The organism is Curtobacterium sp. MCPF17_018 (genome assembly GCF_003234135.1).
Taxonomy (GTDB): domain Bacteria; phylum Actinomycetota; class Actinomycetes; order Actinomycetales; family Microbacteriaceae; genus Curtobacterium; species Curtobacterium flaccumfaciens.
Map to the genome: position 1 here is coordinate 104,387 of NZ_QKSJ01000006.1, position 20,037 is coordinate 124,423.

The following is a 20,037-nucleotide window of genomic DNA, read 5'->3' on the forward strand; positions in this document are numbered from 1 at the left end:
CGACGCCCGTCACGCGGTCGCGGCGGCAGCAGCCTTCGCGGCCGCGGGCAGGGCGTCGAGGATCCGTCCGACCGCTCGGTCGTCGTGGGCGGCCGTCACGAACCAGGCCTCGAACACGCTCGGCGGCAGGGTCACCCCGGCGTCGAGCATCGCGTGGAAGAACGGCGCGTAGCGGAACACGTCCTGCGCCCGCACGTCGTCGTAGTTCCGCGGTGCCTGCTCGGTGAACGCGAACGAGAACAGGTTGCCGGCGCGCTGCACGGTGTGGGCGACGCCCTCGGCCGACAGGGCGTCCGACGTGGCCGCGGAGATGACCGCAGCCGTGCGGTTCAGCGACTCGTACACGGACGGCGTCGCGGCGCGCAGAGTGGCGATGCCGGCGGCGACGGCCAACGGGTTCCCCGACAGGGTGCCCGCCTGGTACACCGGCCCGAGCGGGGCGAGGAAGTCCATGACGTCACGCCGACCGCCGAGTGCGGCGAGGGGCATGCCACCGCCGATGACCTTGCCGAACGTGATGAGGTCGGGCTTCCACCCGGCGCCGTCCGGCACGACCTTGGACGCCTCGAGGCCCCACCAGCCGGCAGCACCGACTCGGAAGCCGGTCAGGACCTCGTCGACGATGAGCAGCGCCCCGTGCGACCGGGTGATCTGCGCCAGGGCACGGTTGAAGCCGCGCTCCGGTGCCAGGACGCCCATGTTCGCGGCGGCGGACTCGACGATGATGGCGGCGATGCGCTCGGAGTGCTCGTCGAACGCCCGGCGGACGGCGTCGAGGTCGTTGTACGGCAGCACGAGGGTCTGCGCGGCGGTCTCGGCGGTGATGCCCGCACTTCCCGGCATGGCCAGGGTCGCGACGCCCGAGCCGGCCTCGGCCAGCAGGGAGTCCGAGTGCCCGTGGTAGTGCCCGGCGAACTTCACGAGCAGATCGCGACCGGTGTAGCCGCGGGCCAGCCGGATCGCGGTCATCGTGGCCTCGGTGCCGGTCGACACCATGCGGAGCTTCTCGATGGGGCCGTCGCCGTCCACCGACACCCGCTGCTTCACGAGTTCGGCCAGCTCGGTCTCACCCGGGGTCGATGCCCCGAACGACAGTCCGCGCGCGGCGGCCTGCTGCACGGCCTCGACCGTGCCGGGGTGGGCGTGCCCGAGGATCGCGGGGCCCCACGACGCGACGAGGTCGACGTACTCGCGACCCTCCGCGTCGGTGACGTAGGCGCCCTTGGCGGACACCAGGAACCGCGGGGTGCCGCCGACCGACCCGTAGGCGCGGACCGGTGAGTTCACGCCCCCGGGGATCGCGTTCTTGGCTCGGCCGAAGAGCTGGTCGTTCGTGGTCATTCGGGGGCCTTCCCGGTCGAGGCGATGCCGGCGACGTCCGCGGTGCTGCCCGAGGTGCGGAGGCCCGCTTCCTCGTTGAGCTTCCGCGCGATGTCGACGGCGAAGTAGGTCAGGATCGCGTCGGCACCGGCGCGCTTGATGCCGACGAGCGACTCCATCGCGGCGGCGTCGCGGTCGATCCACCCGTTCTGCGCTGCTGCGGTGATCATCGCGTACTCGCCGGAGATCTGGTACGCCCAGACCGGGACCGGCGAGGTGGCCGCGGTCTCGGCGAGCACGTCGAGGTAGCTCATCGCGGGCTTCACCATCACGATGTCGGCGCCCTCGTCGACGTCGAGCTCGACCTCGCGGAGTCCCTGCCGACCGTTCGCGGCATCGATCTGGTACGTCCGGCGGTCGCCGACGAGCGACGACGAAACGGCCTCGCGGAAGGGACCGTAGAACGCCGAGGCGTACTTGGCGGCGTAGGCGAGCAGCGCGGTGCCGCTGTGCCCGGCACCGTCGAGCGCGTCACGTGCGGCGGCGATCTGGCCGTCCATCATGCCGCTCATGCAGACGAGCTCGGCGCCGGCCTCGGCCTGAGCGACCGCCATGTCGCGGTAGCGCAGCAGGGTGGCGTCGTTGTCGACGGAGCCGTCGGCGCCCAGCACACCGCAGTGTCCGTGGTCGGTGAACTCGTCGAGGCACAGGTCGGACTGCACCACGAGGGCAGCCCCCACCTCCTGCCGAGCGACGCGGATCGCCACATTGAGGATGCCGTCCGGGTCGGTGGCGCCCGAGCCCTCGGCGTCCTTCGTGGTCGGGACGCCGAACAGGTTCACCCCGCCGACGCCCTGCTCTGCCGCCCCGACGAGCGCGCGACGGAACGAGTCGAGGGAGTGCTGCTGCACGCCCGGCATGCTCGAGATGTCCACCGCGTCGGTCGCGCCTTCGCGGATGAACATCGGCAGCACGAGCTCGGCGGGGTGGAGCCGGGTCTCGGCCACGAGTCGTCGCATCGCGGGGGCGGCGCGGAGCCGACGGGGGCGGACCTGGGGGAAGCGTCCAGTCACGGGTGACCTTCCTGGTGGGGGGTGGTTGGGTTCAGTGCCTCGACGACGGCGTCGAGCAGGGCTTCTGCGGACCGGGACCGTCCGACGGCGTGCACGGGCAGTCCGGCCGCGCGCGCGTCGGTCGCGGTCCCGGGGCCGATGCAGGCCACGATGGTGCGTGGGTCGAGCGGGGTCATCCGGCGGGCGATCTCGCGGGCGACGCTGCCACTCGTCACGAGCACCGCAGCGGGCGCCGTCTCGAGGGTGATCGGCTCGTCGCCGGTCCCCACGGTACGGTACGCGACCACGTCGTCCACGTCGATGCCGCGGGCACGGAGGCCGTCGACGAACGTCGGTGCCGCGATCTCGGAACGGGGGAACAGCACGGTGCCGTCGGTGTCGGGGAACGCCTCGACCAGACCGGCTGCGGACGTCTCGGTCGGCACGAGCTCGACGTCCCAGCCCGCCGCGCGCGCGGCACGGGCGGTCGGCTCGCCGACCGCGGCGACGCGCACCCCGGCCGGGAGGCCCGCCACGCGTTCCGACAGGACCGTCACGGCCGTCGCACTGGTCACCACCACCCATGCGTAACCAGCCACAGGGGTTCGGTCACCGACGAGGGTCGGTGACCAGTTCCTCCCGGCCGCACCGGAGGCGACCAGACGGCGGACCGCAGCGTCGAGCGCGGTGGGGTCGGACGGCGGAGCCTCCGTGATGAGGGGGACGACGACGGGGGCGAGCCCACGGGCCCTGGCCGCTGCGGCGACCCGGTCCCCCCACGCACCGCCACGCGGGACGAGGACGACCGGGGGTCGCGCCTCGTCCGTCGCGGTGGTGGAGGGTTCCGTGGTGACCGCCTACTCGGCCGGCGTCGCGAGGCCGGGGCCCGCGGTGTGCGGGCCGTCCGTGGTGTCCTCGGCGACGGTGGTCGCGAGGTCGGCCAGGTCCGCAGCACCGTTCTCGAGCAGCTCGGTCGCCACCCGGCCGCCGACCTCGAGGGCTTCGTCGAGACGGTCCTGCGCCGACCCGTCGAGCACGGCCGCGTGCGATGCGGTGCGGTACTCGGTGCCGTCGGGGCGGTAGACGGTCGCGGACACGAGCAGGAGCTCGGCGTCCACGACGGCCGTCGCACCGATCGGGGCGGAGCAGCCGGCCTCGAGCTTGGCGAGGACCTCGCGCTCGGCCGTGACCGTCAGGCGGGTCTGGGCGTGCTCGATCTTGCGGAGTGCGGCGAGCAGCCCACGGTCGGTCTCGTCCGAACGGATCTCGACCGCGAGCGCACCCTGACCGGGAGCACTCGGCCAGAAGCCGAGGTCGAGCAGCTCCGTCGCGGCCGACAGACGGTCGATGCGACCCAGGCCGGCGGCGGCGAGCACCACGGCGTCGAGGTCGTCGTCCACCCGACCGAGGCGGGTGTCGATGTTGCCGCGGATGTCGACGACGTCGAGGTCCGGACGCGTCGCACGGAGCTGCGCGGCACGGCGGGGCGAACCGGTGCCGACCTTCGCGCCCTCGGGCAGGGTGTCGACGGTGGCGCCGTTCCGTGCGACGAGGACGTCACGGGCGTCCGCACGCTTCGGCACGGCACCGATCGTCAGGCCCGGGTACGGCGCGGTCGGCAGGTCCTTCAGAGAGTGCACGAGCACGTCGACCTCGCCGGCGACGAGCGCTTCACGCAGGGCGCTGGCGAAGACGCCGGTGCCGCCGAGCGACGCCAGGGAAGCACGGTTCGTGTCGCCCTCGCTCGTGACGGTGACGAGCTCGACGGGCCGACCGGCGGCCTTCGCCAGACGGTCGGCGACGTCCTGCGACTGCGCGACCGCGAGCCGGCTGGCACGCGTGCCGAGCCGGATCGGGGTCGGGCCGTCGGGCGACGTCGTGTCGGGGTCGCTCACGGGTGCATCGGTCACGGGGCGACGCCCGCGGCGGCGGGCTTGAACCCCGCTCGCACGTTCTCGCAGCACCCAGGACGGCACACGTCGTACCAGGGACCGATGTCGGTCATGTGCGGACGCTCGGCCTTCGGGGTGCCGTTGACCCGCTCGAGCACCAGGTCGACGAGCCCGGACACGTAGGCCGGGTCGATGCCGGGGGTCTGCGTACGGAGCGACCAGAAGCCGAGCTCACCGGCGGTCTCGGTGGCTTCCTCGTCGAGGTCCCACATGACCTCCATGTGGTCGCTGACGAAACCGAGCGGGACGATCAGCACGGCACGCGTCGGGCCACCCTTGAGGTCCTCGTTCATGTAGTCGTTGATGTCGGGCTCGAGCCACGGCTGCGTCGGGGGGCCGGAGCGCGACTGGTAGACGAGCTTCCAGGCGGGCTTCGACGTGCCCTGCAGGTGGGCGTGCTCGGGCTGCTCGAGGAGCTCGGCCCAGGCCTGGTCGAGGACGACCTCGCCGACGGCCAGGTGCTGCGCCTCGTACGCGCCGTGCTCGTCGAACCCGCGGTAGTCGGGGCCGGAGCGGGCGGCGTCGGCCGAGGGGATCGAGTGCGTCGAGAAGAGCACCTGCAGCTCGGTCGCGACGTCGAGGCCCTCGTTCTCGGCGATCGCGCGGGCCATGCCGTCGCGGACGCCGTCGATGAACGGGCGGACGAAGCCCGGGTGGTCGAAGAACTGGCGGACCTTGTCGATCTGGATCGTGTCGATCAGGCCGGTCTCGTTCAGCACGCGGGCGTAGTCCTCGCGGTACTGCCGGCAGCTCGAGAACGACGAGTACGCGCTCGTGGCGATGGCGACCAGCTTGGTGTAGCCCTTGTCAGCCGCCTCGGTGAACGCTTCTTCCAGGTAGGGCTCCCAGTTGCGGTTGCCCCAGAGGACCGGCATGTCGATGCCGCGCGACGCCAGCTCGGCCTCGAGCGCTGCCTTGAGCGCACGGTTCTGCGCGTTGATCGGGCTCACGCCGCCGAAGTGGCGGTAGTGGTGCGCCACCTCTTCCAGACGCTCGTCCGGGATCCCGCGGCCACGCGTGACGTTGCGCAGGAAGGGGATGACGTCGTCCTGGCCCTCGGGGCCACCGAAGCCGGCGAGCAGGATCGCGTCGTAGGCGGTCGGGGTCTCGACGTGCTCGGGACCGGATGCCGCCGCGGGGGTGGCGGCGAGGACCTGGCCGTTCGTGATCATGCTGGTGTCGGTCATGACAGCACCTCCGGGAGTTCGGCGGTCGTCACGCGACGACCCGTGAAGAAGGGGACCTCTTCGCGCACGTGCATGCGCGCTTCGGTGTAGCGGAGATCGCGCATCAGGTCGACCAGGTCGACGAGGTCCGGGCTCTCGAGCGGCAGGATCCACTCGTAGTCGCTCAGGGCGAAGGTCGCGATGGTGTTCGTGAGCACGCGGCGGTACTTCGCACCGGCGATGCCGTGGTCGCGGAGCATCTTCGAACGCTCCTCTTCCGGCAGCAGGTACCACTCGTAGGAGCGGACGAACGGGTACACCGTGATCCACGCCTCGGGGTCCTTGCCACGCAGGAACGCGGGGGTGTGCCGCTTGTTGAACTCGGCCTCGCGGTGCATGGCCATCACGTGCCAGACCGGCTCGGCGTCCTGGAAGAGGCCGGTGCGACGGATCTCGCGCAGCACGGCCTGGATGACCTGCGCGTCGTCACCGTGCAGCCAGACCATGACGTCGGCGTCGGCACGGAAGGCCGAGACGTCGTAGAAGCCACGGATCGTCACCCCGCGCTCGGCGGCGCTGGCGATCACGGTGTCGAGTTCGGCCACGGCGTCGTCTCCGACGCGGTGGACCGGACCGAGGGGCCGGCGGAACACTGCCCAGAGGGCGTAGGCCGTCAGCAGGTTCGGGTCGATCCCGGAGTCCGGGAGACCGGTCTCGGCGGGTTCGGTGTGGGGGTGGTCGTTCGCGTGCGCGGGCGCGTCGGAGCTCATGGATCCATTGTCCTATCGGTTGCCAGGGTGTTGGCCGCCCCGCATCCGGTGGACCGCGCTCGGGCGGTCTACCGCCGTCGGAGCACCATCACGACGATACCCCCGACCACCGCCACACCGGCTGCGAGACCGGCCAGGTAGGGCACCGGCTTCTCGTCGAGGCCGCGCTTGAACTTCGACGCCGCGATCCCGATCTGCTTCGGGACGTTGAGCTTGTCCTCGATCGCGTCGAGGGTGTCGAACAGCTGGGCGCGGGTCGCGGCGACGCGAGCAGCGAGATCGTCGTGCGGGTCGGTCACGGTTCCTCCGTCGGTGGTGCGGATGTCGGGCCTCAGGGTCGGCCGTCGACGTCCGGGGTGCGGCTGCCGTACTGGGTCGGCGGGGTCGGCTTCTTGCCGAGGCCCTTGACCGCGTTGATGTCGTCCTTGACGCTCGCGATCGTGCGCTTCGGCGTGACCGGCAGGCCCTTCTTCAGCCGCTTCCAGCCGATCAGGCCGAGGATCGCGGCGATGATCAGCATCACCACGGCCACCACCAGTGCGGCCAGCCACGCCGGCATCACGGTCGCGAGGCCCATCACGGCTGCGGTCAGCAGGACGCCGATCGCGTAGAGCACGACGACGAGGGCACCGACCAGCAGACCGGCTGCGAGGCCGAAGATCTTCGCCTTCGCGAGCATCTCGGCCTTGAGCAGGTCGATCTCGCCCTTGACCAGGCCCTTGACGAGCTTCGGGACGTCACCGACCAGGCCGAACAGCGAACGCGACTTGCGATCGCGGGTGTCGGTCATGAGGTGGTGGTGTCCTTCTTCTGGCCGACCTTGCGGACGGCCTTCTTGGTCGTCTCACCGATGAACTCGGCGACGTCCGGCGTCTTGTCGGCGATGAAGTCCTCGGCGACGTGCACGCCCTTCTGGACGCCGTTGCTGTTCCAGACCTTGCCGCTGACGGTCTTGATCTGCTCGTACCGCGCCCGTCCGGCTCGCGATCCCAGGACGTACCCGAGTGCGGCGCCGGCGACGAACAGGAGCTTTCCGCGCATGTGCGATTCCTCCGTGCATTGGTTGTGCGGTGGTCATGCACCGAACGGAATACGTCCGGCGGTCTGACCAACAGTAGCCCTCAGGGGCTGCGCGGTCCGCTCAGGAACCGAGGATCTCGTCGGCTGCCTTCCGAGCAGCGGCGATGATCCCCGCCAGGCCGCGTCCGGTGGAGGCCTCACCGATCCCGACGACGCCCTCGGCCAGCCCGGCCGCGGTCAGGTCCGGCCCGTACCAGCCGACGCGTCCGGCGCCGCTGACGCGATCGGCCGTGATCGGCACACCGAGCAGCGTGGACGCGTCCTGCAGCGCGCGGCTGCCGACGGGGTCGGTCGGGTCGACCGGGAGGCTCGTGGCGACGCCCGCAGGGTCCGTCGCGGTGGTCGCGTAGCTGAGCCGCAGGACGTGGCGTCCGTCCGCCGCGTCGGCCAGCCACGGCCACTTCACCGTCGCGTGCGTGAGGGCCTTCGCCGACACCGCCTGGGCGTCCGGGTGCACGAGCATCCCGGTGCCACGCGGGGCGGCGTCGAGCTCCGGCTGGTCGACGACGAGCGTGACGAGCTGGATGCCCGTCCTATCGGGGGTGGCGGTGCGCTCCGGGTCGGCGACGGAGGACAGGGTGTGCTGGGCGGGCAGCCGTTCGGTCGTGCCGTCGGCGCTGACGATCTCGACCGCGTGCGCCTCGATGCGGGTCGCCCGGGTGTGCAGCCGGACGTCCACCCCGTAGGTCTCCATGTCGGCGACGAGCTCGTCCACCAGGCGCACCGTCCCACCGCGGATCCCCTGCACCGGGGTGCCGGCGGCCGCGCGTGCCCGCAGCGACAGGACAGCCCGGGCGAGTGAGCCCTCGCGCAGCAGTGCGGCGCGCAGGCCCGGAGCCACCCGATCGGGGTCGAGCTGGTCGGGGTGGGTGGAGTGCACGCCACCGGCGATCGGCACCACGAGGTCGTCGAGCACCCGCTCCCCCATGCGCCGACGGACGAGTTCGCCGAGCGAGGAGGCCTTGGCGCCCACCGGTGCCGGCAGCAGCGAGTCCATCTGGGCGCGCAGGCCGCCCTTCTGCCCGACCACGGCCAGCACGTCCGCGGCCATCGGGGTGCTCGGGATGCCGAGGAGCCCGGTCGCCGGGATCGGGGAGGTCCGGCCGTCGCGGGTCATCAGCCAGGCACCGCGGGGGTCGGGGGCGACGACGTCGTTGCCGAGCCCGAGCTCGATCGCCAGGCGGCCGACGGCGTCCGTGCGGGTGGCGAACGAGTCGGCCGCCATGTCCAGGTCGATCCCGCCGACGGTGTGCCGACGGATCATGCCGCCGAGCTCGCCCGAGGACTCGACGAGCACCACGTGGGCGCCGCCCTTGGCGAGGTCACGGGCGGTGACGAGCCCGGCGACCCCACCGCCGACCACGACGACGTCGGTCACGCGCCGGCTCCGTCCTGCGCTGCGCCGCCGTCCGCGCGGCCGTCGCCGAGCGAGTGGACCAGCTCGACCACCCGGGTCAGGACGTCCGGGTCGGTCTCGGGCGGGACGCCGTGGCCGAGGTTCACGACGTGGGCCCGTGCGGCACCGCCCCGACGGACGACGTCGCGGACGTGCGCTTCGAGGACACCCCACGGCGCCGAGAGCATCGCCGGGTCGATGTTGCCCTGCACGCTGACCCCGGTGCCGACGCGCTGGACGGCCTGGTCGAGCGGCAGGCGCCAGTCGACCCCGACCGCGTCGACGCCCACGGAGTCCGTGCCGAAGGTCGTCATGTCGGCCAGGACCTCGCCGCTGCCGACGCCGAAGTGGATGCGCGGCACCCCGAGCTCGGCGACGTGCGACATCGCCTGGGCGGAGTGCGGTGCGACGGACCGGACGTAGTCGGCGCGGGAGAGCGACCCGACCCACGAGTCGAAGAGCTGCGCGGCCGAGGCCCCGGCGAGCACCTGTGCCCGGAGGAACACCCCGGACACCTCGGCGGCCCAGGCGAGCAGCCGCGACCAGGTCTCGGGGTCGGCGTGCATGAGCGTGCGGGCGCGGATGTGGTCCTTGGACGGGCCACCCTCGACCAGGTAGGCGGCGAGGGTGAACGGCGCCCCCGCGAAGCCGATCAGCGGGGTGTCACCGAGCTGCTCGACCGTGCGTCGGACGGCCTGCTCGATGGGGGCGAGGGCCGCGGGGTCGAGCTGTTCGAGGGCGTCGACGTCGGCGGGGGTGCGGATCGGCGACGAGAGCACCGGGCCACGACCGGGGACGATCTCGACGTCCACGCCGGCGAGCTTGATCGGCACGACGATGTCGCTGAAGAAGATGCCCGCGTCGACCCCGTGCCGGCGCACCGGCTGCAGGGTGATCTCCGACGCCATCTCCGGGTCGAGGCACGCGTCGAGCATGGCTGTGCCGACCCGGAGCTCCCGGTACTCCGGCAGGGACCGTCCGGCCTGGCGCATGAACCACACCGGGAGCGTCTCCGGACGGTCACCCCGCAGGGCCCGTACCAGGCGGGAACCACTCGTCCGCCCTGATGCCAGGGGGTGGGAGTCGGGGAGGGATGTGGTCGTCGCTTCGGTCACCGGATGATTCTCCCATCGAGCGCGTTACCATTGACTACGTGCTCATCTGTCTCACGGCGTCGCATCGCAACGCCAGCTTCGATCTCCTGGAGCGACTGAGCATCGGTGCACCCGCGGCAGCCAGCCGACTCGTCACGGATGCCGGCGTCCTGGACGGTGCCGTGGTGCTCGCCACCTGCAACCGCTTCGAGGCGTACCTCGACATCGCAGGCGACGAGAGCGACTCCGCCGTCTCCGCCACCGTGCAGGCCGTGGCCGCCGCGAGCGACCTGGACGCCACCGAGGTCCTCGACTCCGTCAACGTGCTGGACGGCAAGGACGTCGTGCAGCACCTGTTCGCCGTGTCGAGCGGTCTCGAGTCCGTCGTCGTCGGCGAGACCGAGATCTCCGGCCAGGTCCGTCGCTCGCTCGAGGACGCGCGGTCGAACGGCACCACCACCTCGGACCTCGAGCGCCTGTTCCAAGAGGCCGCGCACACCTCGCGCGGCGTCAAGACCCGCACCCGCATCGGCGCCGCCGGCCGGTCGCTCGTGCGCCTCGGCCTCGAACTCGCCTCGTCACGGGTCACCGACTGGGCCCGCACCCGCGTGCTGCTCGTCGGCACCGGCAGCTACGCGGCCACCACCATCGCCGCCCTGCGTGACCGCGGCGCCACGAACATCCAGGTGTTCTCGCCCTCGGGCCGGGCGCCCTGGTTCGCCGCCAAGCACGACCTCGTCGCCGCCCGCGACCTGCGCCAGGCCATCGGCGAGAGCGACGTCCTGATCACCTGCACCTCGAGCGAGGTCCCGGTCGTCGCACCGGCCGACCTCGACGACGGGGTCCGTCGGATCGTCATCGACCTCGGGCTCCCCCGCAACGTCGACCCCGCAGCCGCCGGAGTCGACGGCGTCGAGCTGCTCGACCTCGAGACGATCAGCATCCACGCCCCGATCTCCGAGCTGAACGCCGAGTCCGAGGCCCGCGCGATGGTCGACGACGCCGTGTCCCGGTTCCGCGCCCAGGCGATGGAGCAGTCGACGACCCCGGCGCTCGTGGCGTTCCGCAAGCACGTGTTCGACATCCTCGACGACGAGATCGAGCGGGCCAAGCGCCGCGCGGACGCCGACGGCGAGTCCGTCGAGCACACCGAGCGGGCACTCCGGCACCTGGTCGGCGTCCTGCTGCACCGGCCCTCGGTCCGCGCCCGTGAGCTCGGTCGCGCCGGTCGCGGCGAGGAGTTCGTCGGGGCGATCGACTCCCTGTACGGCGTCCGGCCCGCGGCCGAGCCGGAGCTGCCGTCGCCCGTCGTCCCGCTCGCCGACCGCACGGCACTGGACCCGACCGCCTCGGATCGCGACGACCAGGCGGACGCGAGCTGAGCCTCCAGGCCGCTCCTCAACCACCCACGCTGCGCGTGAGTGCGCTGCTGCTGGTGCGTGACCGACGTGTCCTGATGGTGCGCGCCAGGGCGCGCGACGTGCTCTACCTGCCCGGCGGCAAGGCGGAGCCGCACGAGACCGACGTCGAGGCCGCCGTGCGCGAGGCGCACGAGGAGACCGGCCTGCGGCTCACCGCCGCCGACGTCGACCCGTTCGGTGTCGTGCTCGAGCCCGCTCACGGGCAGGAGCCGGGGACCATGGTCGCGATGACGCTGTTCCTGGTCCGGCCGGGAGGCCCGCTGGACTCCGCCACGCCCGTCGCCTCGGCCGAGGTGGACGAGGTGGAGTGGGTCACCTCGGCCGACGCGGACCGCTGCCCGCCTGCGGGCGTGGAGACGCTCCGCCGCCTGGTGGCGGCGGAGCTCATCGACTGACCGTCAGGCCTTGTCGGTGTCGGTGTACTCCCCGACCTCGCCGTTCTGGGCCGGCTCGGCCTCTCCGGGGATCTCCGAGTCGACGTACTCGCCGTCGGGTCCGGCTCCGGTCGGACGAGTCTCGCCGGGGATGTCGCTCGAGACGAACTCGCCGACGGGCTCCGTCGACTCGACGGGCTCCTCGCCCGGGATCTCGCTGTCCGTGAAGGCTCCGGCGCGGGGTTCGACCCCGTCCGCGCGACCCTCGTCGCCTCGTGCCTGTTCGTGCTTGCCCGTCATGTCCGACCTCCGCTGCTCGGGTTGCTTGTCTCGGAGTGTGCCCGTGGTCCCTGGACGCCGACCGAACCGGATGCGGCGTCCGGTGCCGGAGGGGCAGCACGCTCCCCGAGACTCGGCCCCGCGGACAGTTTCGCCGTCGCTCCGCCAGCGATCTGTCCGCCGGGCCGAGACTCGGCACGGGCGGCGGCGAGCGCCCTCAGCGACGAGCCGGGGCGTGCACGGCCTCGAGCACCTCGGTGCCCATGGTCCGCAGCGCCTCGACGACGGCCAACCGCCGCTGCAACGAGGCGTCGTCGAACGTCACCGTCACCGCGTAGCTGACCGACGACCCGGGCCCCCGCAGGATCCCCGCCTCGGCCCGCACGCCGGTGCTCGACCCGGTGACCGCGACGACCTGCAGCCCGTGGTCGAGCGCCCGGTGCGCCAGGGGGTCGAGCCCGAAGGAGCCGGCGACCAGGTTCAGGTCACTCGCCAGGGACAGCCAGCCGAGCACCCGGTTCGACACCGCTTCGTCGACGACCTCGCCGAGCGCCAGTCCGCGCATCACCCACGACAGCTCCCCGGTCGGTGCGACGGAGGCGTCGGGGGCGTCGTCCGGTCCGCGGCGGTCCCGCACGCGGTCGATCAACGCGGTGCGCTCGATGCCCAGGGACTCCGCGCGCTCACGGACGGCGTCGATCCCCACGGTCGACAGCAGTGCGTTCATGGCCCAGGCGTCGGCGTTGGCCCCGACCAGCGTCGCCAGGTCGGGCACCTGCATCGTGGGCTCCTGCAGGAACTGCCACAGGCCGGCACCGGTCGCGGTGTCGCGGGCCATGCGCTGCAGGCGGTCACCGTGCAGGCGGCCGTCCTCGAGCTGGGCGGCGACCTCGATGAGCAGCAGGACACGGCCCAGGCTCGCGACCGGCTGCACCAGGGTGTCGTCGATCGCGAGCAGGGCCTTGCCGCTCGAGGTGTCGATCACCGAGGCGCTGACCCCGGCACCCTCGAGCGCGAGGGCACCGAGGGCCTCGGTGGTGGCGGTGAAGCGGTCGTCGGACCGGCCGCTGTGCCGCCCGCGACCGCGGCCGCCACCTGCTGGGCGGTCGTCCGGTCGCCGGCGGCGCGACGACCGGGCCGCGTCCGGCTCCGTCATCACCAGATGGCGACGCGCTCGGCGGGGTCGAGGTACATCGCGTCCTGCTCGGTCACGCCGAAGGTGTCGTACCAGACGTCGATGTTCCGCACGACCTGGTTGCAGCGGAACTCGTTGGGCGAGTGCGGGTCGATCGACAGCAGACGAGCCGCTTCTTCCGGGCGGATCGCCATGCGCCAGGCCTGTGCCCAGCTCAGGAAGAAGCGTTCGGCACCGGTGAGGCCGTCGACGACCGGGGGCTCCTGGCCGTCGAGCGAGAGCAGGTACGCCTTCCACGCGATCGACAGGCCACCGAGGTCACCGATGTTCTCGCCGATCGTCAGGGCGCCGTTCACGTGCCCGTCGGGCACCTCGGTCGGCACCAGGGCGTCGTACTGGGCGATGAGGGCCTTCGTGCGCTCCTCGAACGCGGCACGGTCTGCCTCGGTCCACCAGTTCTCGAGCTTGCCGTCGCCGTCGTACTGCGAGCCCTGGTCGTCGAAGCCGTGGCCGATCTCGTGCCCGATGACGGCACCGATCGCGCCGTAGTTCGCGGCGGCGTCGCGGTTCGCGTCGAAGAACGGGAACTGCAGGATCGCGGCCGGGAACACGATCTCGTTGAAGCCGGGGTTGTAGTACGCGTTGATCGTCTGCGGGGTCATGAACCACTCGTCGCGGTCGATCGGCTTGCCGATCTTGCCGAGCTCGCGGTCGACCTGGAACGAGGCGACCGCGCGGACGTTCGCGACCAGGTCGTCGGCACGGACGGGCAGCGCCGAGTAGTCGCGCCACTTCACCGGGTATCCGATCTTCGGCGTGAACTTGTCGAGCTTGTCGAGCGCACGGGCGCGGGTCTCGTCGGTCATCCAGTCGAGCGCGGTGATGCTCTGCCGGTACGCCTCGACCAGGTTGGCGACGAGGTCGTCCATCTCGGCCTTCGAGGTCTCGTCGAAGTGCTCCTGCACGTAGATGCGGCCGACGGCCTCGCCCATCGCGCCCTCGACCAGCGAGACGCCGCGCTTCCAGCGCTCGCGCTGCTTGGGCGCACCGGTGAGTGCGGTGCCGTAGAACGAGAAGTTCGTGGCCGAGAACGCGCTCGTCAGGTACGCGGCGGAGCCACGGATGACCTGCCAGCGCAGCCAGTCCTTCCAGACCTCGAGCGGCTGGTCGTTCAGCAGGTCGGCCAGGCCGGTGATGAACGAGGGCTCACGGACCACGACGGTCTCGAAGGCGCCGGCCGGTGCCTCGATGGCCTGCCACCAGATCTGCAGGTCGACGCCCTTCGCGAGCGCCGCGACCTCGGCCCAGGGCAGCTTGTTGTAGGTCTTCTGGCTGTCACGCGTGGTGACGTTGTCCCAGTGCTGGGCGGCGAGCGCCGTCTCGAGCGCGATGACGTGCTCGGTACGGGCACCGCCGTCGTCGAGGCCGGCGAGTGGGAACATCGCCGCGACGAACTCGCGGTACTTCTCGCGGATGTCGGCGAAGCGCTCTTCGCGGTAGTACGACTCGTCGGGCAGCCCGAGGCCGGACTGCTCCAGGAACACGACGTAGGACTCGGGGTCGCCCGGGTCGTTGTCGACGAAGAGCTGCAGGAAGCTCGGCAGGCCGAGGCGCTCGAAGCGGCCGACGGCGGCGATGACCTCGCGCACGGACTGGATCTCGGTGATCTCGGCGAGCAGGTGCTCGATCGGTGCGGTGCCGAGCTCCTCGAGCCGCGCTTCGTCGGTGAACGAGGTGAAGAGGTCGCCGACCTTGCGCTCCTCGGTGCCGGGGGCGGCCTGCTGCGAGCGCTCGATGATGTCGCGCACGGCGATCTCGGCGGCTTCGGCCAGCACCGTGAACGAGCCGTACCGGGCCTTGTCGTCGGGGATCGGCGTCGCCTCGATCCAGGTCCCGTTCACGTGGCGGTACAGGTCGTCCTGGGGGCGCACCGCGGGGTCGAGTTCGTCAGTGTGGATGCCGGAGGCACGTGCGACGTCGGTCATGTCGTCCACGATAGCCACCGTCCCCATGGGGCAGGCCGATCCGGGTCGTCACCGGCGCACGGCTGCCGGTACGGTCATCGCATGGGACTTCCGTGGAAGCTGCACGGGGACGGCAAGACCGTCTCCGCGACGACGATCGTGACACCGGACGAACGACTCACCTGGCCCCGGACGATCGGCCTCGGCGTGCAGCACGTCGTCGCGATGTTCGGCGCCACGTTCCTGGTGCCGCTGATCACCGGGTTCCCGCCGTCGACGACGCTGCTGTTCAGCGGCATCGGCACGATCCTGTTCCTGCTCATCACGGGCAACCGCCTGCCGAGCTACCTCGGGTCGTCGTTCGCGTTCATCGCCCCGATCGGCGCTGCCACCGAGATCGGCGGCATCCCGCTCGCCCTGTCCGGCATCATCGTCGTCGGCGCGCTGCTCGCGATCGTCGGCCTCGTCGTGCACCTGGCCGGCGCCGGCTGGATCGACCGCCTGATGCCCCCGGTGGTCTCCGGCGCGATCGTCGCCCTGATCGGTTTCAACCTGGCACCGGCCGCCCGCGACAACTTCACGGCGTCCCCGGTCATCGCACTCATCACCCTCGCGGCGATCATCCTGGTCACCGTCCTGTTCAAGGGCCTGATCGGCCGGCTGTCGATCGTCATCGGTGTGCTCGTCGGGTACGTGGCCGCGCTCATCGGCGGCCAGGTCGACTTCTCGAAGGTCGGTGAGGCGAAGTGGATCGGTCTGCCGGACTTCACCGCGCCCGCGTTCGACCCGTCGCAGCTCGCGATCTACCTGGCGTTCGTGCCGGTCGTCCTGGCGCTGGTCGCCGAGAACGTCGGGCACGTCAAGGGCGTCGGACAGCTGACCGGCCGTGACCTCACGCCGCTCACCGGTCGCGCGCTCTTCGCCGACGGCATCTCGACCGTGCTCGCGGGCGTCGGCGGCGGCTCCGCCACCACCACCTACGGCGAGAACATCGGCGTGATGGCCGCCACCCGCGTCTTCTCCACCGCCGCCTACTGGGTCGCCGCCATCGCGGCCGTCCTGCTCGGCCTGTCGCCGAAGATCGGCGTGGTCATCTCCTCGGTTCCGGCCGGCGTGCTCGGCGGCGCCACCACCGCGCTCTACGGCCTGATCGGCGTCATCGGCATCCGGATCTGGGTCGAGAACCGCGTCGACTTCTCGAAGCCGAAGAACCAGCTGACGGCCGGCATCGCCCTGATCATCGGCATCGCCGACTTCACGTTCCGCTTCGGCCAGGCGAGCTTCGGCGGCATCATCGTCGGCACCATCGCAGCGATCGTCGTCTACCACGTGATGGACGTCATCGGCCGGGCCCGTGGCACCGACGAGCCGTCGACCGAGGTCTCCGACCCCGCGCACGCCGCCAACGGCGCCGTCCCCGCGGAACCGCGCGCCGACTGACGCAAGTGGTCGGCCGGAACGCGCGTCCGGCCTGACGACGTGGGACCACCGGACTGGAGGCCCGTGGCGGCGCCGTCACGAGCCTCCAGTCCGTCACGGGGTCGTGCCCACCCCGCCTGGCGACCACGACGGGTCGGCATCGCCGACAGAATGGGTCGGTGCAACGACCGACGCGACCTGCGGTGACCGCTGAGCGGCGCGCGGTCGACCGCGACATCGTGCGGCTGGCGGTGCCGGCGCTCGGCGCACTCGTGGTCGAGCCGCTGTTCCTGCTGACCGACACCGCGCTCGTCGGGCACCTCGGTGCGACGCCGCTGGCGGCCGTCGGGCTCGCGAGCGCCGTGCTGTCGACGGTGACCGGGCTGCTGGTGTTCCTGGCGTACTCGACGACCCCGGCCGTGGCGCGCGCGCTCGGTGGTGGCGACCGACGCGGAGCCGTGCACGCTGGCATCGACGGGATGTGGCTCGCACTCGTGCTGGGGGTGCTGCTGGCGCTGGTCGGGTGGCCGCTCGCCGGACCGCTCGTCGACCTGTTCGGCGCCTCGGCCGAGGTGTCGGCCGCGGCGACCGCGTACCTGACCATCTCGCTGATCGGGCTGCCCGGCATCCTGGTCGTGACCGCCTCGACCGGACTGCTGCGTGGGCTGCAGGACACGAAGACCCCGCTCGTCGTCGCGACCATCGGGTTCGTCGCGAACGGTCTGCTCAACGCGGTCCTGATCTACGGCGCCGGCTGGGGTGTCGAGGGATCCGCCGCCGGCACCGTCATCGTGCAGTGGGCGATGGCCGTCGTGTACGTGCGCATCGCGGTGCGGGCCGCGCGGTCGTCGGGGGCGCCGCTGCGACCCGGCGCCTCGGGCGTCGCCCGTGCACTGCGGTCGGGCGCCTGGCTGTTCCTGCGGACCGCGTCGCTGCGGATCGCGATGCTCGCGACCGTCGGGGCCGCTGCCGGGCTGGGGACCACCGGGCTGGCGACGACGCAGGTCGGGCTGACCGTCTTCTCGACGCTGGCGTTCGCGCTCGATGCCCTGGCGATCGCCGGGCAGGCACTGGTCGGGCACGGGCTCGGCGGGCGGGACCCGGAGCGGGTGCGACTGGTGACGCGACGGCTCGTGCTGCTCGGGATCGCCGGCGGTGTGCTGCTCGGGGTGCTGACCCTGGCCGTGAGCGGAGTGCTCGGGCCGGTGTTCTCGGACTCCCAGGCGGTGCGGGACGCCCTGCCCGTCGTGCTGGTGCTCATCGCCGTCGGGATGCCCGTCGCCGGGTACGTCTTCGTGCTCGACGGGGTGCTGATCGGCGCCGGGGACGCACGGTACCTGGCCATCGCCGGAGGCCTGAACCTCGTCGTGTACCTGCCGCTGCTGTGGTGGGCCGGCGGGACGCTCGCGGGGTTGTGGGCGGCCTTCGCCCTCGGGTACATCGGGGTCCGGGCGGTGACGCTCGGTGTGCGGGCTCACCGGCGCGGCTGGGTGGAACAGGCGTTGGCGCGGTGAGCGAGCCTGCTGCTTCTGCGGCTCCGTCGTCTTCGGTGGCTTCGTCGGCCGTGCTCGCCACGGTCGGCATCGGAGTGCAGGGCGTCGCGAAGCTGCTCGTGACCGTCGTCGTCGGTCGGGTGTTCGGCACGGAGACCCTCGGGCAGACCACGGCGCTGCTGTCGCTCTCGGTGTTCGTCGCCCTGCTCTGGCCGAACGCCGCGGGCAACACCGCGTCACGGTTCCTGGCGATCGCGCTGCGGGGCCGTCGCTCCGACGCCGCGGTGAACCGGCTGCTCGGGGTGTCCATGCTGGTCTCGAGCGTGGTGCTCGCGGCGGTCACCGTGCCGATCGCGCTGGCCTGGGGCAACGGGCCCGGGATGGTGCTCGGCGGTGCGGCGGTCGTCGTCGGCTACGGCCTCTACTGCTACGCCCGCGGCGCGCAGCTCGGCTACGACCGGGCACCCCGGGTCGCACTCTGGGACTCCGTGACGAGCGTGCTGGCGCTCGGGTTGCTCGTGGTGGCGTGTGTCGCGCGGCTCGAGCCCTTCGTGCTGCTGCCCCAGGCCATCGGGTACACGGTGTTCGCGATCGCGTGCTGGCCCCGGGGCAACGGCTTCTCACCGGCTTCGCACGAACCCGCCGCCGGGGTGCTCGGGTTCGCGGCGTGGAACGTGCTGGCGGTGGTGACCTCGAACGGATTGCTGCAGTTGACGATGATCTCGGCGCAGGTGACGTCGTCGGCGCACGACGCCGGTGTCTACGCGGCCGCGTTCACCTTGGCGACGCCGGCGTCGATGCTCGGGCAGGCGTTGGGGCAGGTACTCGTTCCGGCGTTCGCGCACCGGACCGATGGTGGATCGCTGCGCTCCCGCGGGGCCCTGCTGCTCGTCGTCGGGTTCGCTGCTGCCTCCGCCGTCGTCTTCGGTCTGGTCGCCCTGCTCGCCGGGTGGTTCCTGCCGATCGTCTACCCCGCCGAGGGCGCAGCTGCCGTCGCGGACCTGCGGTACCTGGTGGTCGCGGTGTGGGTGTTCACCGTCGGACTCGTGCCGGCGGCGCTGCTGCTCGCCGCAGGACGCTCACGTCAGGTCGCCCTTGCCTCAGTTGCCGGGTTCGTCGTCGGGGCTGGGCTCATGGCGGTGCTCGGGCCCGTCGCCGGTGTCGCGGGCGGGACCACGGGATTCTTGGTGGGGAGTGCCGTGAACCTGGTTGCTGTGGTGGGGATCGGGGTGCGGCGGCGCTGAGAGCTTCAAGAGTCGTCCGCAAGCGCTACCGCACCCCTCGTTCAACGCGGCGCCAGCCCCGACAGGGGAACGGGGCCGTCCGCGAAACGACTGGCGCTCAGTAGATCTGAGCCCCCTTCACCCAAGCGGTACCAGTGAGGGTGTTCACCGACCCGGGTGCCTGACGGACACCCCACTTCGTCGTTCCGTCGATCAACCACGCGCCGCGTGCAGAGTAGTTCCCGGTCCGGAAGCGGTACGACTTCGTACCCTTCGATGAGAAGGTCCACTTGCCGGCAGAACCGTAGAAGCAGTTGTTCGTGTACGGGGTCGCCGCAGCCGCCCAGTAGGCATCCCCGCTCTTGCACGTGTTGCGTTCGCTGATGCGACCGGTCGCCGCGCCAACGGGTGCGACTGCGATGAGCTCACCCGACTCGGCATCCGAGGTGACCGCAGTCTGGTGAGTCGCGACGTAGTCCAACACGTCGGACCTCGTCGGCGCTGACTTCGCGGACAGGGCTGGAATCCCGGTGATCGTGATCCCGTCAACCGTCCAGTCCGGCGAGGCCGGAGCGGCCTGCGCTGGACCGGCGAACACCCCTGCGAGCAACGCACCCGTCAGTGTGGAGGTGGTGATGATGGTGGGCAATCGTGACATGGAGAACTCCGTTCGCGGGGCAGCAAGGCCCTCCTGTATATCACCGTCTAGTTTGTAATCCGCACGAGCAGCAGGTGTGTCGCGTGCGTAGGCACTGACAGGGCCGAGCACTCCGGTGCCGCCGCCGGAGAACCCGTTGTCGATCCTCCTGGAGGCGTCGGTGTAGGTACTCGTGCAGGCGCTCACGTACTGGACCGAGGTGGCTCCGACTCCGAGGATCCGGTGGCCGCCCTGATGCTCC

At 71.7% G+C, this 20,037-nt stretch carries 20 protein-coding genes; 5 read left to right on the forward strand and 15 right to left on the reverse strand.

The window, feature by feature from the left end; all coding sequences use genetic code 11:
• Window positions 1-9: 9 nt before the first annotated feature.
• The 11 genes from hemL to hemE all read right to left on the reverse strand — a co-directional run bounded on the left by hemL (window position 10) and on the right by hemE (window position 9,851).
• On the reverse strand, window positions 10-1,341 hold the full coding sequence (gene hemL / locus DEJ27_RS08855; protein WP_111090776.1) for a glutamate-1-semialdehyde 2,1-aminomutase: 1,332 nt from the start codon (window positions 1,339-1,341) through the stop codon (window positions 10-12).
• Window positions 1,338-2,393 (reverse strand): porphobilinogen synthase, encoded by a 1,056-nt coding sequence (gene hemB / locus DEJ27_RS08860; RefSeq protein WP_258370322.1) that lies wholly within the window; start codon window positions 2,391-2,393, stop codon window positions 1,338-1,340. The genes hemL and hemB overlap by 4 nt, the downstream gene beginning before the upstream one ends.
• Window positions 2,390-2,971 carry a uroporphyrinogen-III synthase gene (locus tag DEJ27_RS08865; RefSeq protein ID WP_258370323.1) on the reverse strand — a complete coding sequence of 194 codons (582 nt, stop codon included), beginning with the start codon at window positions 2,969-2,971 and terminating at the stop codon, window positions 2,390-2,392. Before DEJ27_RS08865 ends, hemB begins: the two co-directional genes overlap by 4 nt.
• Window positions 2,972-3,229: 258 nt before the next feature.
• The gene (hemC, locus tag DEJ27_RS08870; RefSeq protein ID WP_111090779.1) at window positions 3,230-4,267 is read right to left on the reverse strand and encodes a hydroxymethylbilane synthase; all 1,038 of its coding nucleotides are present in this window, start codon (window positions 4,265-4,267) and stop codon (window positions 3,230-3,232) included.
• An 11-nt stretch (window positions 4,268-4,278) separates the two neighbouring features.
• Window positions 4,279-5,511, reverse strand: coding sequence for a ferrochelatase (locus DEJ27_RS08875; protein WP_111090780.1), 1,233 nt, complete (start codon window positions 5,509-5,511; stop codon window positions 4,279-4,281).
• Entirely contained in the window at window positions 5,508-6,260 is a 753-nt protein-coding gene (gene hemQ / locus DEJ27_RS08880; RefSeq protein ID WP_110862042.1) for a hydrogen peroxide-dependent heme synthase, read from the reverse strand. Before hemQ ends, DEJ27_RS08875 begins: the two co-directional genes overlap by 4 nt.
• Before the next feature lie 68 nt (window positions 6,261-6,328).
• A complete protein-coding gene (locus DEJ27_RS08885) occupies window positions 6,329-6,559 on the reverse strand; it encodes a DUF3618 domain-containing protein (protein WP_027467026.1) in 231 nt (76 codons plus the stop codon).
• Window positions 6,560-6,591: 32 nt separating this feature from the next.
• Entirely contained in the window at window positions 6,592-7,050 is a 459-nt protein-coding gene (locus DEJ27_RS08890) for a phage holin family protein (RefSeq protein ID WP_110862040.1), read from the reverse strand.
• Complete coding sequence (locus tag DEJ27_RS08895; RefSeq protein WP_017887727.1) at window positions 7,047-7,301, reverse strand: hypothetical protein; 255 nt, start codon at window positions 7,299-7,301, stop codon at window positions 7,047-7,049. The genes DEJ27_RS08890 and DEJ27_RS08895 overlap by 4 nt, the downstream gene beginning before the upstream one ends.
• Window positions 7,302-7,401: 100 nt before the next feature.
• Window positions 7,402-8,718 carry an NAD(P)/FAD-dependent oxidoreductase gene (locus tag DEJ27_RS08900; protein WP_258369926.1) on the reverse strand — a complete coding sequence of 439 codons (1,317 nt, stop codon included), beginning with the start codon at window positions 8,716-8,718 and terminating at the stop codon, window positions 7,402-7,404.
• The gene (gene hemE, locus DEJ27_RS08905; protein ID WP_111090781.1) at window positions 8,715-9,851 is read right to left on the reverse strand and encodes a uroporphyrinogen decarboxylase; all 1,137 of its coding nucleotides are present in this window, start codon (window positions 9,849-9,851) and stop codon (window positions 8,715-8,717) included. Before hemE ends, DEJ27_RS08900 begins: the two co-directional genes overlap by 4 nt.
• 38 nt (window positions 9,852-9,889) lie before the next feature.
• Between hemE and DEJ27_RS08910 the strand changes: the two genes are divergently transcribed.
• Window positions 9,890-11,212, forward strand: coding sequence for a glutamyl-tRNA reductase (locus DEJ27_RS08910; protein WP_027467024.1), 1,323 nt, complete (start codon window positions 9,890-9,892; stop codon window positions 11,210-11,212).
• A 35-nt stretch (window positions 11,213-11,247) separates the two neighbouring features.
• Complete coding sequence (locus DEJ27_RS08915; RefSeq protein ID WP_111090782.1) at window positions 11,248-11,646, forward strand: NUDIX domain-containing protein; 399 nt, start codon at window positions 11,248-11,250, stop codon at window positions 11,644-11,646.
• A gap of 3 nt (window positions 11,647-11,649) precedes the next feature.
• Here the strand turns inward: DEJ27_RS08915 and DEJ27_RS08920 are convergent, their stop codons facing one another.
• The 3 genes from DEJ27_RS08920 to DEJ27_RS08930 all read right to left on the reverse strand — a co-directional run bounded on the left by DEJ27_RS08920 (window position 11,650) and on the right by DEJ27_RS08930 (window position 15,024).
• A complete protein-coding gene (locus DEJ27_RS08920) occupies window positions 11,650-11,925 on the reverse strand; it encodes a hypothetical protein (RefSeq protein ID WP_110862033.1) in 276 nt (91 codons plus the stop codon).
• 196 nt (window positions 11,926-12,121) lie between these two features.
• On the reverse strand, window positions 12,122-13,060 hold the full coding sequence (locus tag DEJ27_RS08925) for a serine hydrolase (RefSeq protein ID WP_110862031.1): 939 nt from the start codon (window positions 13,058-13,060) through the stop codon (window positions 12,122-12,124).
• Entirely contained in the window at window positions 13,060-15,024 is a 1,965-nt protein-coding gene (locus DEJ27_RS08930) for a M13 family metallopeptidase (protein ID WP_111090817.1), read from the reverse strand. The genes DEJ27_RS08925 and DEJ27_RS08930 overlap by 1 nt, the downstream gene beginning before the upstream one ends.
• A gap of 81 nt (window positions 15,025-15,105) precedes the next feature.
• Here DEJ27_RS08930 and DEJ27_RS08935 point away from each other — a divergent pair, with 81 nt between their 5' ends.
• The 3 genes from DEJ27_RS08935 (at window position 15,106) to DEJ27_RS08945 (ending at window position 19,159) form a co-directional block, all read left to right on the forward strand.
• Window positions 15,106-16,443: a uracil-xanthine permease family protein gene (locus DEJ27_RS08935; RefSeq protein ID WP_110862028.1), complete on the forward strand. Its 1,338-nt coding sequence runs from the start codon at window positions 15,106-15,108 to the stop codon at window positions 16,441-16,443.
• A gap of 182 nt (window positions 16,444-16,625) precedes the next feature.
• The gene (locus DEJ27_RS08940) at window positions 16,626-17,936 is read left to right on the forward strand and encodes an MATE family efflux transporter (protein ID WP_110862026.1); all 1,311 of its coding nucleotides are present in this window, start codon (window positions 16,626-16,628) and stop codon (window positions 17,934-17,936) included.
• Window positions 17,933-19,159: a lipopolysaccharide biosynthesis protein gene (locus tag DEJ27_RS08945; protein ID WP_146238589.1), complete on the forward strand. Its 1,227-nt coding sequence runs from the start codon at window positions 17,933-17,935 to the stop codon at window positions 19,157-19,159. Before DEJ27_RS08940 ends, DEJ27_RS08945 begins: the two co-directional genes overlap by 4 nt.
• A 97-nt stretch (window positions 19,160-19,256) precedes the next feature.
• Here DEJ27_RS08945 and DEJ27_RS08950 read toward each other — a convergent pair whose 3' ends face one another.
• Window positions 19,257-19,982, reverse strand: a complete 726-nt coding sequence (locus DEJ27_RS08950; RefSeq protein WP_146238588.1) for a hypothetical protein — start codon at window positions 19,980-19,982, stop codon at window positions 19,257-19,259.
• Window positions 19,983-20,037: the final 55 nt, after the last annotated feature.

Coding starts and splice junctions, on each gene's coding strand:
- DEJ27_RS08875 (WP_111090780.1), bottom strand. CDS start 5,511: ATGACCGACACCAGCATGATCACGAACGGCCAGGTCCTCGCCGCCACC.
- DEJ27_RS08925 (WP_110862031.1), bottom strand. CDS start 13,060: ATGACGGAGCCGGACGCGGCCCGGTCGTCGCGCCGCCGGCGACCGGAC.
- DEJ27_RS08895 (WP_017887727.1), bottom strand. CDS start 7,301: ATGCGCGGAAAGCTCCTGTTCGTCGCCGGCGCCGCACTCGGGTACGTC.
- DEJ27_RS08890 (WP_110862040.1), bottom strand. CDS start 7,050: ATGACCGACACCCGCGATCGCAAGTCGCGTTCGCTGTTCGGCCTGGTC.
- hemL (WP_111090776.1), bottom strand. CDS start 1,341: ATGACCACGAACGACCAGCTCTTCGGCCGAGCCAAGAACGCGATCCCC.
- DEJ27_RS08930 (WP_111090817.1), bottom strand. CDS start 15,024: ATGACCGACGTCGCACGTGCCTCCGGCATCCACACTGACGAACTCGAC.
- hemQ (WP_110862042.1), bottom strand. CDS start 6,260: ATGAGCTCCGACGCGCCCGCGCACGCGAACGACCACCCCCACACCGAA.
- DEJ27_RS08920 (WP_110862033.1), bottom strand. CDS start 11,925: ATGACGGGCAAGCACGAACAGGCACGAGGCGACGAGGGTCGCGCGGAC.
- DEJ27_RS08935 (WP_110862028.1), top strand. CDS start 15,106: ATGGGACTTCCGTGGAAGCTGCACGGGGACGGCAAGACCGTCTCCGCG.